Genomic DNA, 15,749 nt, shown 5'->3' with positions numbered 1-15,749 from the left:
GGAGAACTGGCCATGATTATTAAAGAAATTACGCAAGAAGATATTGTTCAGCAAAATTTATTTCAAGATCAATATAAAGAAAGTGAAATTAAGTTTGGCTTCGTCAAAATAAAACCTGGTGAGCGATTACCTTTAACGGGAACTACCTCACATAATGAAAATGAGTATTCCTTTATTGTGAGAGGTTCCCTAACAGGAGAATCTGGAGGAAAAAGCTATCGAATTACCCAAGGGGAGGCATCCTTTATTCCAGCTGGGGAGGCGCATTGGTGTATGAATGATAGTGAAGAAATAGTGGAGATTGTTTATGCATTATTAGATATAAAATAGATTGAAAACTCAGACTATTATTAAAGGAATCTAACAAACTAAAAATAATATCATTGGATACAGTAAGGAGGTTAAGAAATGGGAAATGAAGTCAATACAGAAAAAACATCAATGCTTGGTAAAGATCCAGCATTAACAGCAATACCAGAAAGTGACCGACAGCATTGGATTACACCAACTATGATTTTTGGTGGCCTTGAGTTTACAATTCCAGTTTTAATGGTAGGAGCTAGTTTAACAGCAAGCTTTGGATTAAGCAAAATTCTGCTAATTTTGATCATCGCATTATTTGGTTTTCAATGGTTAGGCAATACATTACAAGGCTATATCGGGGCTAAAACAGGACTTCCATCTTCGGTAATAGCGAAAACAAGTTTTGGTACTATTCAAGCTAAATTAATTGTTGGCATAACGATATTTGTCGTTTCTCTTGGATGGTGGGCATTACAAACGGCTGTTGCTGGTAATGCAATGGCCGCCATGTTTGGAATCGACTATAAGCATAATTGGATAGCTTGGGCAGTAGTAACAACAATAGCAGGTCTTCTTTTTGCAGCACCTTCAATTATCGGTTACGGTTCTATGAAATGGACAGATTATTTAGCCGTTCCATCAGGGTTATTATTAATTGTTGGTGGCATTTACTTAGCGTTAAAAAATACAGGTTGGGAAACAATTTCATCCTGGAATCCTGAGCAGTCGATGACTATAGCGGCAGCAATTAGTCTTGTAATTGGTGTTAATGTCTCGCAATGGGTCATTGCATCCGATTATACACGATATGCAAAGCCATTATGGAAAGATAATTTATTAATTCCAAGTGGTATCGTTTTAATCGGATTCCCGTTATTTATCGTAGGTGCAATCATGTCTGTTGGTGTAGGCGATGCTGATATCGTTAATGTCATGATGAATCTAGGTTTCCCAGTTTGGGGTTTCCTCATTTTATGGTTAGCTACTTGGACATCGCAGCTTGTTAATAATTATAGTATGGGCTTAGCATTAGCAAACGTTTTAAATGTTACTTCTGGTAAAGGACGAGCCTTACTTACATTTATTGGTACGGTTATAGCGATTATTATCGCGCTGATGGGAATTCTAGATTACTTCACAGATTTCCTATACTTAACCGCATTACTATATCCAGCAATTGCAGGTGTTATGTTTGCTGACTTCTTTTTTATCCGTAATAAGCAATGGATAGAAATTAAGGGCTGGAACTGGATGGCTACGATTGCTGTAGTTACAGCTGTGGCAGTAGGCTACTACACCCAATACGTAAACCAAATAGGACTACCTGCAGTTCAATCGTTAATTGTATCAATAATTGTTTATTTAATAGCTATGAAAGTGAAAAAGCAAGTCGCACCAGATGAATTTACAGGTCTCTTAACTGAACAAGATGTAAGGCAAGCAGAGTAAAAAAACACCATCCTATCGCAGTATTATGTCCTATAAACTAAGTATTAGCGTTGTGGCAAAAAGCCTTTGTGCTAATTCTTTTTATTATAGGGGAAATATACTAGAGTATCTAAATATTATTGGCTCATCACCAAAAGTTGTGGATGACATTTGTTAAAACGTATGCCATTTATATAAATTGATTGGAGTCAAGGTTGGGCGATTCCTTGGGGATCAGCAATAGAGGAACAAAGGCTAAAAGCATCACATCCTGTGATAACGCCTTCGTGACCAATCTCGTGTTGGCCCGAGACCCTAGAGCGAAGCGGCTCATCGGACGCCCCAGGAAAGCGCCCAGTCGGAACGGAAATCAAACACAGGTTATGGTGATGAGCTATATTATTAGAAGTTATGAAACCTTTTTACAGGAAATTCGTATCCATTAATGTAAGAGAATTGGATACTAGAGAAGAAGGATTGGAGTGTAAAGTGTGACACAAAAACAAACTAAGAATGAATTTTGGGCATGGTTTAAAACGATTGGACTAGCAATCATTTTTACAATGGGTATACGTTATTTTTTTCTATCTCCTATAGCTGTAAAAGGTGCTTCAATGGAGCCGACTTTTGAAAATGGAGACAAAGTAATTGTTAATAAAGTGGGACCACGAATTTCCAATTATGACCGCTTCGATATTATTGTCTTTGAAGCAAAAGAAGATGAGAATTATATTAAAAGAATCATCGGTTTACCAGGAGATCATATAGCCTATAAAGATGATGTTTTATATATAAATGGAAAGGCTTATGATGAGCCCTATTTAACTGAATATAAAGAAGCATTACTGGATAAAGGTGATTTTACATATGATTTTATCCTAGAGGAGCAATTAGGAGAAATGACAGTACCAGAGGGCCATTTTTTCGTTCTCGGGGATAATCGCCGAGGAAGTATAGACAGTCGAAGTTCGGAAGTTGGATTTGTTTCGCAGGATACAATTTTAGGAACAGCAGGCTTTGTATTGTGGCCTTTTGAAAGGCTTGGTAGTACACATTAGTTGAATTAGCTTTTATGAATCTGCCTTACTATAGAGCTTATAAAGAGAAAGGAAAAGCATATGAAAATTGTTACCGTTCATCATTGTGATGCGTTTAGTACGATACCTAGTAAGGGGAATCCAGCAGGTGTCGTAGTAGAGGGAGATCAATATAGTGAAATAGAAATGCAGGCTATTGCTAAGCAAGTAGGCTTTAATGAAACAGCCTTTGCGCTAAAATCGGATAAAGCAGATTTACGTATACGTTATTTCACGCCAGGGCATGAGATGAATTTATGTGGACATGCAACAATGGCAACGATATATGCTCTAAAAACAAAAGGTTTACTAAAGGATAAGTCAAAGCTAACCATTGAAACGAAAGCAGGAATTCTCCCAATTGAGATAAAAGAACAACAAACAAGACAAATTTATATCACCATGCAACATGCAGCGCCTCAGTTTGAAGCCTTTAATGGTTCAAAATCAAAGCTTGCACAATCAATTGGACTGACAGAAGAAGCGATACATCCTGGTTTACCGATAGTTTATGGAAGTACAGGAATTTGGACATTGCTAATACCTATTAAAAATTTAACATACTTTGAAAAAATGACCCCGCAAACTGCAGATTTTCCAGCTATCCTAGAAGAAATGCCAAAAGCATCCTTGCATCCTTTTTGCTTAGAGGCATTTGATAAGAACGCTGATATGCATGCAAGACATTTTTCATCTCCTTATTCTGGAACAATTGAAGATGTTGTTACAGGAACTGCCTCTGGTGTCATGGGAGCATATTTTGCAAATTACATTGATAGAGAAGCACAATTGCCAAAAACACTTATCGTAGAACAAGGTCAAGAGCTTGGAAAAGATGGACGTGTGCATGTACATGTAAAAAGTGAAAAAGGGAAATTAAATATTTCGATTACAGGAACTGCTGTACGTGTGAAGGAATTAAAGGTGCAAATATAAAAAAAGGGCCGCTTAAAGTATTTTCATCACTTAGGAAGCGGCCCCTTTTTTCGAAATGTCATCCATTAATGTTTGATTTCTTCAAGAACCTTTTCTTTTAAATCTGCATCCATAGAGGAAAGCTTAACGTTATTTGTGAGACGTTCTTTTAATTCCCTATCGGTCATAATACCACGTTCCTCTAAAATTTGAACAAGTAGATTTAATGTCATTAAATTTTTAATTTCTGCTGCTTTAGTATCCATATAAATGCCTCCGAAAGTAAAGTATTTCTACCTCTTTAGTGTACTCCTTTATTAGAAGGACGGCATAAAATAGTCAAAACAAAGCGAATTTATTTCGTGTCCCGGAATATATTGAATGATTCTAGCAGTAGTGGAACCAGCTTTTTTTTATTCGATGAAGTCTAATGATGCACCTTCAGTAGTGGTAGAAGCAGTAAATAAGCTACTTAATAATTTTTAATATCAAAAAAACTCCTTACAATAGGAGTTTTATGGTTCATCATCCAAAATCGGAGATGACATTTATTAAACCATATGTCATGTATATATGTTGATTGGAGTGGAAACTGGACCATCCAGGAAAGCGCCCAGTCGGAACGGAAATCAACCCCACGTTATGGTGATATTTTAATTACTCATTGAGAATATTGCCTGATACAGAGTTGCAAGTAAAGCGACAAAAAGCGTATCATCCGAGTTAAAGAGTTTAAAAGATACACCAGTACGCACTAGTTCATTTTCTATATTAGTAGCACTTGCTATTTTTTCATCATTGCAATATAAATAGGCGGTTGAAGTAAAATCCTTTTCAAAGCGAAAAGCGAGTCCATCCATTGTAAAAGAGTAGGAAGATTCAAGTAATTGAACCGTCTTCCGTTGTATAGGTAAGATTGTTCCATCTGGCATAATAAGCTGATGGCTAACACCCTTTGTTAATGGTGTAAATTGCACTTGAAAAAGAGGTGCACCTAAAGTAGTACGTGTTTCATAACGATGTGGTAATGATTGCTGTGAAGCTACTAGCATTACAGCATTCATTATTTTTCCAACAGATGAACGTTCAACTTTTTCTAGCACACAAACCATCTCATCTTGTTCATTCACAATAGGAATATTTGAAAAGCTCTCGAAAGCTTTTGGGTAGGTAAGGGTAAATGTAGTCATAAATAGCCTCCAATCTACTTACTATACGAGGAAGCTTTACTCCAGGTTTCACCCTTCAACAAAAATTTTGTAAAACAGTTTGACGAGGGGGGACCATGAACTATAAGTTTAGTATTATGACACAAGAACAAGCAGAAGACATCGCCTTAATTCGCATTATGACGGAGATTTTTTGTTGAAAATAACAAAAAAAATTCCGTAAAATGGCCATTTTGCAAAATATATAAACTCAATAATATACACAGTAATTGGAGAGGAATCAATAATGAAAAAGTTAATAAGTACAATTTTAAAAACAGTTATCTTTTTTATTGGATGGGCAATTTTAATTTCTTTTACGCCTGATATTGAAACAAATAATCAGGCATTATTACGATTATGGTGGGAATTCGTACCACTTGCTTTAGTAGTTTTATTTTCTATTATTTTTGTTTCAGTAATAGAAAAGGGTAAAATTAAGATCCCCATAGCTTCAAGATTCTTTAAAAATTCTCTAATAGGTGTTGTAATAGGTGTCTTATGGTTGGGTAGCGTGGTATCTGTCCTTTTACTTACAAAGACAATAAATATACAAGGCCAAAACAATATTGATTACATATGGATTTGGATTTTGGCATCACTATTGAATGTTATAATGCAAGAATTGTTGATGAGAGGTTATCTATATCAATTATGGAAGCAAAAATATAATGTAATTGTGGCAACCGCTTTAACTACTATTTTATTCTCTGCAATGCACGGTGGAGCATTTGAAGCAGGTATTATCCCAGTGCTTAATGTTGTTTCAATGAGTATACTTGTAACATTACTATTAGAATACACGGGCACAATAGTAGCACCAATAATTGCTCATTTTGCTTGGAATACAATTGGAGCGATTATATTTGGGGGTGTTTCTTTGGCAAGTGATTATCCGAATCTCTTAAACAGTACGTTTCAAGGAAATCCATTAATATCAGGTGGCATCTATAAAATTGAAGGTAGTATCATCGTTTTAGTTGTTAATTTAATTCTAATTATATGCTTGTTCATATTAAATAAAAGAATGTCTAGCAACCTTTAATCAAAGGGCGATAAAGTTCCGTGAATTCGAATGTTATTGAACCAATGAACATAATCAACAAGTTCAAGAGCGAGCTGTTCAAGGGAAGTGAAATGAGCTCCTCCCAAAAGTAAACATTAAATCAATAATTGACAAAGGTAAAGTAGTGAATGGCAGAGAACAGAAAAAAATAGAAGAATTTCTTGATAAGGAAAATATTAAAACAAAAGCATTTGGGCGGGACCATTAAAAATAAAGAGAGTAATTCATTTGATCTAGATTTAAATGTTTGGAAGTTGCCACTATGTGATTTTTGGAATGGAAACCATCAGTAGAAAAATGACAATGCTTATTGAATAATTAGACATAGGTCAATGAGGTTTGTGAAAACTTGTTTTAGACTCCCTAGTTAATCCATTATCGGACGCAATTATTGTAGATCAAAAGCCTAATTCCTCGCTAAAAAAGAGAGAGGAATTAGGCTTTTTATTTACATTATTTTAACACCGTTTGATTTTAATGCATTAAATACATGTCCTTATAGTAAAAGCATTGATGTTAATGGATTTTTAATAATTTACTCTTGATAAGTTCCACACCCACTGAATGAAGATAAACCTCCAGCGGATGTCACGGATTTTGAATTGTGCATCGGCACAATTCAAAATCCGAACGCAATAACGTCAAGGGGAAATTGTTATTGTTGGGTTGTGACTTCCCCTGCAAGAGCACGTTTTTCTTGTTCTGGATCGAATTCTTTTTCCATTTTTGAAACGACAACTGTTGCTACACCATTACCAATTAAGTTTGTAACGGCGCGAGCCTCTGACATAAAGCGGTCGACCCCAATTAAAAGAGCAATTCCTTCAACTGGAATCATAGGGAATGCTGCTAACGTTGCCGCAAGCGTAATGAAGCCTGAGCCTGTTACACCGGCTGCCCCTTTTGATGTCAGCATTAAAATAGCAAGCAATGTAATTTGGTGCCAAATATCTAAATCAACTCCATAAGCCTGTGCGATAAAAATAGCTGCCATCGATAAGTAAATAGACGTACCATCTAAGTTAAAGGAATACCCTGTCGGCACAACAAGACCAACTACTTGTTTCGAGCAACCATAGTTTTCTAATTTGCGCATCATCGAAGGGAGTGCAGATTCTGATGATGATGTTCCAATAACGATAAAAATTTCATCTTTAATATATTTAATAAATTTAAAAATACTGAATCCAAAGTAACGTGTAATAAGGCCAATGATTACTACGATAAAGATAAACATTGTAATATAAACGGATAGCATTAAAAATCCTAAGTTTCCAAGTGATTTAAGACCGAAATTTCCGATTGTGTAGCTCATAGCACCAAACGCACCAATCGGGGAAACCTTCATGACCATATTAACAATTTTAAAGAAAATATCTGCTACTTGTTCGAAAAATGTAATAACTGGTTTAGCTGGTTCACCAATAGCAGCAGCAGCTATGCCAAATAAAACAGCTGAGAATAAAACAGGTAATAACTCTCCATTGGCAAGTGCCCCGACAACATTATCAGGTATAATTTGCATAATAAATGCACCAATGCCATGCTCTGTAGCGGCTGCTGCCTCTGTATATTGGGAAACATCTGCACCGTTTGCAGCCTCTGTGTTAAAGCCTTTACCAGGCTGTACAATATTGACAACGATTAAGCCGATTGCTAGTGCGAAAGTAGAGACAATTTCAAAATAAATTAATGCCTTCCCGCCAATTTTACCAACTTTTTTTACATCGCCCATACTACCAATTCCAATAACAACCGTTAAGAAAATGATAGGTGCTATTAACATTTTAATTAATTTAATAAAAATATCTGCCAATATTTTTAACTTTGCTCCGAATTCTGGGAACACAGCACCGACAATAATACCAAGTACAATGGCAATCAGGACTTGTACTGTTAAGTTTTTAAAATTTATACGCATAAAGTTCTCCCCTTACACTATTTATGAATATTGTGTGAACGCTTTCATGTGGTTATCATAGCTGAAATTTTCCGACAATAGTTTTTATGACCGTAAAGTTTCTATTGTTCATTTTGTTCATTTTTAGTTGGAAGGGAAGTAAACATAGTGATATCAAGGGTTCTAAGCTGTTTTATAGTAGTTTCGTAATTTTAGAATCTATTATAATACAAAAGAAAAAAACCCCCACGACCATGAGGATTTATCATTAATGAACAAAAATATTTATCTTCATTCAGCAAATGTTTTTGTAGCGACAGCCAATAATCAGTGGGGATGAAGAAAACCCCACTAATCAAAATTTTACTTTAAGGGGAAACTATTTTTTCAATTTCCGATAAAGCATCATTGTTTTGTACATTGTTTCTATAAAAATCATAGACAGGTTTTAGCTTTTCTTTAAAGCGTTGGCGTTCCTGATTGCTCATTGTATAAATTTCAAAGTTATCTTGTTGTTCTAGTTTTTGCAAATCTTTTTCGTTCATTTGTACAGCTTGCTCAAATTGCCAGTCTGTTGTTTCTTTCATAGCGGCCATAATTTGCTTTTGAATTTTTAAAGGTAAGGATTTCCAAAATTTTTCATTCATTAAAACAGCATATCCTAAAATCCCATGCTTTGTTAATGTCATATGCTTCTGCACTTTGTAAAAACCTTTAGAATAAATATTTGACGCTGTGTTTTCCTGAGCATCAATGGCATGTGACTCTAAATCAGTAAAAACCTCGCTAAAGGAAATCGGGATTGGTGTTGCCTCAACAGCCTCGAATTGCTTTTCAAGAGCTTTACTTGGCATTGTACGGACACGTAAGCCTTTTAAATCCTCAAATGAATAAATAGGATGATCGACAGAGGTTAAATGTTTAAAGCCATTATGCCAAAAGCCCAGACCCTTTATTTGAAAAGGCTCAAGCTCATTTAACAATTGTTCTCCAATCGATCCTGTAAGAACCTCATGAACTTCATCATCCGTATTAAAAAGATAGGGTAAATCAAGAACCTGCCAATTTGGTAGATAGGAAGTCATCTTTGAAAAAGTAGGGATAATCATTTCTACTTCTCCATTTTGCAAAGCCTGAAACTCATTTTCATCATTAAACAAGGAGGAGTTTGGGTACACATGTACCTTTACCTCACCATTTGTTTTTTCCTCAACAAGCTCGGCGAATTTACTTGCAGCCTGTCCTTTTGGCGTATTCTCAGCTACAACGTGACTTAAATGAATCGTAATTTGTGTGTCCAAGCCTTTTTGCTCATCATCATAAGGAAGAGGCTTGCTGAGTAGTAAGCCTTGTTGAACGCCAATCGCTATTGTTAACAGTAAAACGGTTGCTATTGTTCCAATAATAAATTTTTTCATCTATTACACCCAATTAATTCGTATTTTCTGATGTTTTTGTTATTCTAACATATGGAGTAAGCTAAAATATAGTAGAGGGAGGCGTACATCTTGAAATTTCAAAAATTATCGATGAAGAGAAAGATCATGTCTCTGACTTTTTTTATTCTCATGCTTTCCTTTAGTATAGGTGGTACATTTTTGCTAGGGTTTGTAATGAATGAGCAGAAGGATAAGCTTGGAAATCAGGCTTTGCTTGTAGCAAAAACCGTATCACAGCTCCCTGAACTGAAAACCTACATTACAAATAATAATTTTAACGAGGCTACTAAACACATTAATCCTGTAGTGGAAGAAATACGTGATATAAATGGCGCACAATATATTGTTGTACTTGATATGCAAAGACGCAAGTATTCACATCCAAATACAGAAGAAATCGGTCAAGTTTCGCAGTCAGGTGATCTAAACGCAGCGTTTGCTGAGCATTATTATACATCGATTGCACATGGTGAACATGGAGATATGGTACGAGCATTCGTCCCAATCATGAATAATGAAGGAAAACAAATAGGGGTAGTAGTAGTGGGCTATAGTGTTTTAACTGTTGCTGAATTACTACAATCTATTCAAACAGAATTAATGATGACAATTTTGTTGTCTATTTTCTTTAGTGCATGGGGTGCTCATACCTTGGGACTTCATATGAAAAAGCAAATGTTTGGGCTAGAGCCCCATGAAATTGCTAAAATGTACGTAGAGCGAACAGAAACCTTTAACGCGATGCATGAAGGAATTATTGCCATTGATAATGAATTGACAATTACAATATTTAATGAAAAAGCATGTGAAATATTATGTGTTCGCAAACAACCGTCAACATTAATAGGGAAGAAAATTATGGACGTGTTACCTGATACACGATTACCTGAAATTTTGGAGCTGGATAAACCCATTTTCAATCGAGAGCTCTATATTAATGATCACAGTATTATGAGTAATCGTATTCCTATACAAGTAAATGGAAAAACAGTCGGAGCTGTGGCAATGTTTAAGGATCGTACAGAAGTGAAAAAGCTTGCAGAGGAATTAACAGGTGTTAAGGCATTTGTACAAGCATTACGCGTACAAACACATGAACATAAAAATAAATTGCACACAATTGCTGGTCTTTTACAGCTTGGACATCATGAACAGGCACTATCTTACTTAACACAAGTGAAAGAAGAACATGATGAAATTACAAACTTTTTAAATGAACGGATTAAAAATGAAAATATTTCAGGATTATTGCTTAGTAAAATTTCCTATGCAAAAGAACAGGGAATTCGATTGGAGATTGACCGAGAAAGTCGTCTGACAGCATTTCCTAACAATTTAGATCATCATGATTTCGTCATTTTATTTGGTAACTTAATTGAAAATGCTTTTGATGCATTAAGGGATGTACAGATGGAAGAAAAAATTATCCACGTTTCTGTTGATGAGGATGAGGATGTGTTGGCAATCTTAGTAACGGATAATGGTATAGGCATGACAGATGAGGTAAAGGCACATATTTTTGATAATGGCTATTCAACAAAAGAGAAAAAAGGTCGAGGTTTTGGACTTTATTTAATAAAAGAAATTGTACAAAAAGGGCAGGGTGAAATAGAGGTCATAAGTGAACCGAAAAAGGGAACAAGCTTTTTAATAACTTTTTATCATACTTAATGGGCTCGTCACCACAAGGCCATTTTTATAAGTTGATTTTCGTTACGGCTGGGCGATTCCTTGTGTGTTAGCGTCACAGATGAGACCTTGGAACGCAAGTGAATCGGCTCATCAGACACCCCCAAGAAGCTCTGCTCTGCGCGACAGCATCTGTGCGAAAGCGAAGCGACAGCAACAAAGCGCCCAGTCAGAACGGAAATCAACCCCATGTGATGAAGAGATTTAATATTAATAGTTGATTTTGAAGTAGAAGCGAGAAACTCTATGGGAACAGTTTGACGCTTCCTTAGGTGGAAATTTGCACATATAGAGATAGAACAGAGTGTATGGAGGGCTAACAGTGGCACAGATGAAGGTTTTATTAATAGAGGATGATCCGATGGTGCGAGAGGTTAATCGCCAATTTATTGAAAAGGTAGCTGGATTCGAAGTCATTGGACAAGCCTCAAATGGTGTTGAGGGGATTGCTCAAATTCGTAAGCTTAAACCAGAACTAGTATTTATGGATATTTTCATGCCAGAGCAGGATGGAGTGACAAGCTTACGAAAAATCCGTGAACTCAAATTACCCATAGATGTAATTACGGTAACAGCTGCTAATGATATGGAAACTGTAAAACAAGTCCTGCATCTTGGTGTCTTTGATTATATTATGAAGCCTTTTTCATTTGAACGAGTGCAAGGAACACTTGAAAATTATTTGCGCTTCAAAAAGCAAATGCAAACAGAGCATGAGCTAACACAAGGGGAGCTTGATCAGTTATTCCATTATCATGGCGGGCATAATGAGGTTCAGCAATCAAATGTCTTACGGTCAGAAAAAAGTTTACCTAAGGGCTTTAATCGTGCAACACTTGAGAAAGTTGTGCACTATTTGCAATCTGTAGAAGGAGCATCGGCAGAAGAAGTTGCCAGTGGTGTAGGCATTGCACGCGTAACAGCAAGAAGATATTTAGACTATTTAGAAAAACAAGAGGAAATTACGATGGATGTGCATTATGGTGGTATTGGTCGTCCAGTCAATTATTATTTTAGTAAATAAGAACAAATGCGCTAAAGCGCTCGTTTACATCCGACAAGCGCTGGAGAGTCCGAAATAAAAGTAAGCGCTCTACCACTTTTGCCCGGGGGATCGAAGCAACCTCGAGGATGTGGCGCTTTAGCCTAGACGAAAACGATGCCTTTGATTATCTACAACTTAAAATCTATAGTTTCCTCTACAGTGAAAAAAACCTGATTGTCAAAAAATAGGCAATCAGGTTTTTTTAGTTAGTAAGGCATAATTTTTTCGACTGGCTTTGGCGTTTTAATTTTAGGTAAAATTTTGTCTATTGTAACTGTACGCTTAATGATTTGTGTTGATTCATCATTTTCATCGAATTGTTCAAGGAATGAAATAACCTCTTTTACAATAGGCGTTGGCGTTGAAGCACCTGCTGTAACAGCGACGTAATTAATTCCTTTTAACCATTCAATTTTTAGCTCGGAAACGTCTGCAATACGATATGATGGTGTCCCTGCTACTTCAACAGACACTTGCGTTAAACGATTCGAGTTATTGGATTTAGGGTCACCAACAACAATTAGTAAATCGGCTTCCCCAGCTTGCTTAGCAACTGCCTCTTGACGTACCTGTGTTGCCAAACAAATCTCTTTATGCACTTCAATATGTGGGAATTTCTCTTTTAAACTATCCATTAAATGAGCGACATCCCATTGACTCATAGTCGTTTGATTCGTTACTAGTAATTTATCATTTGTTAAATTTAATGCATCAATATCAGTGGATGATTGCACTAAATGCACATGATTTGGTGCAACACCAATTGCTCCCTCTGGCTCGGGATGGCCTTTTTTACCGATATAAATAATATCATAGCCATCTGCTGATTTTTCACGAATTAAATCGTGTGTAACTGTAACGTCAGGACATGTAGCATCAATGGATACTAAGCCTTTTCGCTTTGCAATTTCACGAATTTCAGGTGAAACACCATGCGCTGTAAAAATAACAGTGCCTGTTTCAACTTGTTGAATAATTTCTAAACGATTCTCGCCATCTAATGTGATGATGCCATCCTCTTCAAAGGCATCTGTGACATGTTTATTATGCACGATCATACCTAAAATGTAGATAGGTCTTGGTAATGTTTTATCAAGTGCGGCGTTTCGAGCGATAACCATCGCATCAACAACACCGTAGCAATAGCCACGTGGATTAATTTTTAATACTTGCATGGTTGTGACTCCTTTCAAGCTTACCTATCTACATTATAACGGACAGGGGCGGCGAATACAAAGAAACGTTCATCTACATAGGTGGCTGGAAAATACGTGGCTTAGATGGAAGTGGATCAGGAGGAGTGAATGATGCATTTTGCCGCGACGCTTTTCGGCTTTTAGTAGAACGTGCTCCTTCACTAGCTGCTGCCTCAGCTGCTACTGCTCCAGCCCCTGCGGCAGCTCCTGCTGCAGCTCCAGCAGCAGGGAGACCTTGAAATCCTTTATACAATTTTAAAAGTGACGGAATATTCTTTACCATTGGCATTGCTTGTTGAATGTAAGGTGTATATGTTTTCGCTGAGTTAAATAAGTTATTCGCCTGCTGTAAAAATGAACCGATTTTTGAAGGCTCCTGCATGGGCATTGGCATTTGTCCTCCAAATGATCCTATTCCACTGGACATTGGAAAACCACCCGGAATTCGTGGTTGATTTTGGAAGCCTCCAGGCGGTAAAAAGGACTGCGGTGACATCTGTGGTGTTGGCATTTGCATCGGCATTTGTTGCATTGGCATTTGTTGCATGGGCATTTGCATGGGCATCCTCATGCCACCAGGATACATTGAGAACGGATAAGTTGGTCGAAATACCATAACGATCTCCTTTCAATAGTTGTTTGACATTGATGACATACCTGATTATAGATATGATATGCAGAGGGTTATGTTAGCGTTCGACACACACAATTAAACAACTAAGGCGATTGTGAAGGTATCCCTTTATATCCACGTAATTATTACTCATTTCAGATGTAGTCAATAAGTAGGGAAAATTCTTAAAAACTACATATATTTTTCACTTTTCCTACTCTTTGCAAAGGTATAATGTTGTGTATGCACCATAGAAAATGGTGATTTTTGAAGTTAGCAAATTAATATGTATTACATTTATGTAAATAAATTGTTAATATGTTTTTGTTAGGCTCATCACCAAAAGTTGTGGATGAAAACGTATGCCATATATATAAGTTGATTGGAGTGGAGGCTGGGCGACTCCTTGGGGATTAGCGTCACAGATGAGACCTTGGAGCGAGAGCAACGCGAGTGAAGCGGCTCATCGGACGCCCCCAGGAAGCTTTGCTCTGTGCGAAAGCGAAAGCAACAATANCTGTGCGAAAGCGAAGCGACAGCAACAATATTTTATCTGTGCGAAAGCGAAGCGACAGCAACAATATTTTATCTGTGCGAAAGCGAAGCGACAGCAACAAAGCGCCCAGTCGGAACGGAAATCAACCACACGTTATGGTGATGATCCTTTTGTTAGACTAAAATAGCAGAGGTTAAAAATAGGGGGGATACTGTGACAATTAAAGTTAGAAGTATAGTGTCATTTGGTCTTATTGTATTATTAGTTTTAATTATGGGGATTCTTCAACAACAAAATGCCAAATCCCAACAAGAGCAAGTACATTTAATAAAAGAAAAAACACTTCAAACGACGTTACTAGCAGATGAGATGAAGTTGTCGGTTGTACAGGTTCAGCAATATTTGACGGATATTAGAGCCACAAGAGCACTCAATAATTTAGATGATGGATTTGAGCAAGCAGAAAAATATAGCAAAATTTTTTATCAGGATTTGGAGCAACTGAAAAATTTGCATCCGAAATATCAGGAAAGATTAGATGGGATTAAAGTAGCGTTTGATGAGTATTATAGCACTGGCCAGAAAATGGCTAATAGCTATATTCAAGGTGGACCAGAGCTAGGGAATAAAATTATGCTAAAATTTGATACTACATCAGTTGAGATTAATGAAAAAGTAGATATGTTCCAGCAAGAAAACATTACAGAAATACAAAATTCATTAACAAATGTTGAAAAGCTTATTGATGATAATAAGCAGTGGTTCTTATGGATGTTCTGCATTATTTTAATTATTTGTATAGTAGTTGGGATTGTATTCGCACGTTCCATCGTTGTTCCTGTCAATAAGCTAACTTCAGCAGCAAAGGTAATTGCTAAAGGAGATTTATGTCAAAAGGATATTGAAGTCAGAACAAAGGATGAAATTAAAGATTTAGCAGATTCTTTTAATTTGATGAAGTCTAATTTACATTCACTTATACATAGCATGACCGCAAATGTTGAGCATACAACATCAGCAGCTGAACAATTAGCAGCAAGTACAGACGAAATTTCACATTCTTCTCATGATATTGCAAACCTTGTAGAGGGAATGGCAACCAGTGATAATCAAGCAGCTACTACTGGTCGTGAAAGTTCGATAGCAATGGATGAAACAGCCCAAGGTGTTCAACGTATTGCAGAGGCTACTCAAATGCTTCTTTCTAAGGCAGTAGACACACAATCTATTGCAAATGATGGTGAAAAAACGTTGCATGTCGCAGAAAACCAAATGTCGACTATCCAACAATCTTCAAATACAACAAATGAACGTATTAAGAAGCTAAGCACACAATCGGCTGAAGTCGTTAATAGCAAACAAATCTTCTAGCACT

Annotated in this window: 15 protein-coding genes; 9 read left to right on the top strand and 6 right to left on the bottom strand. The window is 36.6% G+C overall.

Going from position 1 to position 15,749, the window contains the following annotated elements:
- Positions 1–12 precede the first annotated feature (12 nt).
- The 4 genes from AN161_RS15295 (at position 13) to AN161_RS15280 (ending at position 3,743) form a co-directional block, all read left to right on the top strand.
- Complete coding sequence (locus AN161_RS15295; RefSeq protein ID WP_053595206.1) at positions 13–330, top strand: cupin domain-containing protein; 318 nt, start codon at positions 13–15, stop codon at positions 328–330.
- 78 nt (positions 331–408) lie between these two features.
- Positions 409–1,752, top strand: a complete 1,344-nt coding sequence (locus AN161_RS15290; protein WP_053595205.1) for a cytosine permease — start codon at positions 409–411, stop codon at positions 1,750–1,752.
- Positions 1,753–2,222: 470 nt separating this feature from the next.
- Positions 2,223–2,789 (top strand): signal peptidase I, encoded by a 567-nt coding sequence (lepB, locus tag AN161_RS15285; RefSeq protein WP_053595204.1) that lies wholly within the window; start codon positions 2,223–2,225, stop codon positions 2,787–2,789.
- Between the two features lie 60 nt (positions 2,790–2,849).
- Positions 2,850–3,743, top strand: coding sequence for a PhzF family phenazine biosynthesis isomerase (locus tag AN161_RS15280; protein ID WP_053595203.1), 894 nt, complete (start codon positions 2,850–2,852; stop codon positions 3,741–3,743).
- Between the two features lie 65 nt (positions 3,744–3,808).
- Here AN161_RS15280 and AN161_RS15275 read toward each other — a convergent pair whose 3' ends face one another.
- Both AN161_RS15275 and AN161_RS15270 read right to left on the bottom strand, forming a co-directional pair.
- Positions 3,809–3,988, bottom strand: coding sequence for a hypothetical protein (locus tag AN161_RS15275; protein ID WP_053595202.1), 180 nt, complete (start codon positions 3,986–3,988; stop codon positions 3,809–3,811).
- A 387-nt stretch (positions 3,989–4,375) separates the two neighbouring features.
- Positions 4,376–4,912 (bottom strand): hypothetical protein, encoded by a 537-nt coding sequence (locus tag AN161_RS15270; protein ID WP_053595201.1) that lies wholly within the window; start codon positions 4,910–4,912, stop codon positions 4,376–4,378.
- A 265-nt stretch (positions 4,913–5,177) separates the two neighbouring features.
- On the opposite strand from AN161_RS15270, the gene AN161_RS15265 reads away from it, so the two are divergent.
- On the top strand, positions 5,178–5,975 hold the full coding sequence (locus AN161_RS15265; protein WP_053595200.1) for a type II CAAX endopeptidase family protein: 798 nt from the start codon (positions 5,178–5,180) through the stop codon (positions 5,973–5,975).
- Between the two features lie 676 nt (positions 5,976–6,651).
- Here AN161_RS15265 and AN161_RS15260 read toward each other — a convergent pair.
- Entirely contained in the window at positions 6,652–7,917 is a 1,266-nt protein-coding gene (locus tag AN161_RS15260) for a dicarboxylate/amino acid:cation symporter (protein ID WP_053595199.1), read from the bottom strand.
- Positions 7,918–8,264: 347 nt separating this feature from the next.
- Positions 8,265–9,314 (bottom strand): TRAP transporter substrate-binding protein, encoded by a 1,050-nt coding sequence (locus AN161_RS15255; protein WP_053595198.1) that lies wholly within the window; start codon positions 9,312–9,314, stop codon positions 8,265–8,267.
- 150 nt (positions 9,315–9,464) lie between these two features.
- Here AN161_RS15255 and AN161_RS15250 point away from each other — a divergent pair, with 150 nt between their 5' ends.
- From AN161_RS15250 to AN161_RS15245, 3 genes are all read left to right on the top strand, one after another.
- Positions 9,465–11,006 (top strand): sensor histidine kinase, encoded by a 1,542-nt coding sequence (locus AN161_RS15250; protein ID WP_198926895.1) that lies wholly within the window; start codon positions 9,465–9,467, stop codon positions 11,004–11,006.
- A gap of 64 nt (positions 11,007–11,070) precedes the next feature.
- On the top strand, positions 11,071–11,232 hold the full coding sequence (locus AN161_RS29720; protein ID WP_158003036.1) for a hypothetical protein: 162 nt from the start codon (positions 11,071–11,073) through the stop codon (positions 11,230–11,232).
- 114 nt (positions 11,233–11,346) lie between these two features.
- Complete coding sequence (locus AN161_RS15245) at positions 11,347–12,048, top strand: response regulator (RefSeq protein WP_082340120.1); 702 nt, start codon at positions 11,347–11,349, stop codon at positions 12,046–12,048.
- 227 nt (positions 12,049–12,275) lie between these two features.
- On the opposite strand, the gene AN161_RS15240 is transcribed toward AN161_RS15245, so the two are convergent.
- Both AN161_RS15240 and vrrA read right to left on the bottom strand, forming a co-directional pair.
- Positions 12,276–13,244, bottom strand: coding sequence for a 4-hydroxy-3-methylbut-2-enyl diphosphate reductase (locus AN161_RS15240; protein ID WP_053595197.1), 969 nt, complete (start codon positions 13,242–13,244; stop codon positions 12,276–12,278).
- Between the two features lie 73 nt (positions 13,245–13,317).
- Positions 13,318–13,881 carry a VrrA/YqfQ family protein gene (gene vrrA, locus AN161_RS15235; protein WP_053595196.1) on the bottom strand — a complete coding sequence of 188 codons (564 nt, stop codon included), beginning with the start codon at positions 13,879–13,881 and terminating at the stop codon, positions 13,318–13,320.
- Positions 13,882–14,587: 706 nt separating this feature from the next.
- Here vrrA and AN161_RS30625 point away from each other — a divergent pair.
- Positions 14,588–15,745, top strand: coding sequence for a methyl-accepting chemotaxis protein (locus AN161_RS30625; RefSeq protein WP_053595194.1), 1,158 nt, complete (start codon positions 14,588–14,590; stop codon positions 15,743–15,745).
- The last annotated feature ends 4 nt before the right edge of the window (positions 15,746–15,749 follow it).

It is taken from the genome of Lysinibacillus sp. FJAT-14222 (genome assembly GCF_001278875.1).
Classification (GTDB): Bacteria; Bacillota; Bacilli; order Bacillales_A; family Planococcaceae; genus Lysinibacillus; species Lysinibacillus agricola.
This window is presented reverse-complemented; position numbering and strand designations above follow the sequence as displayed.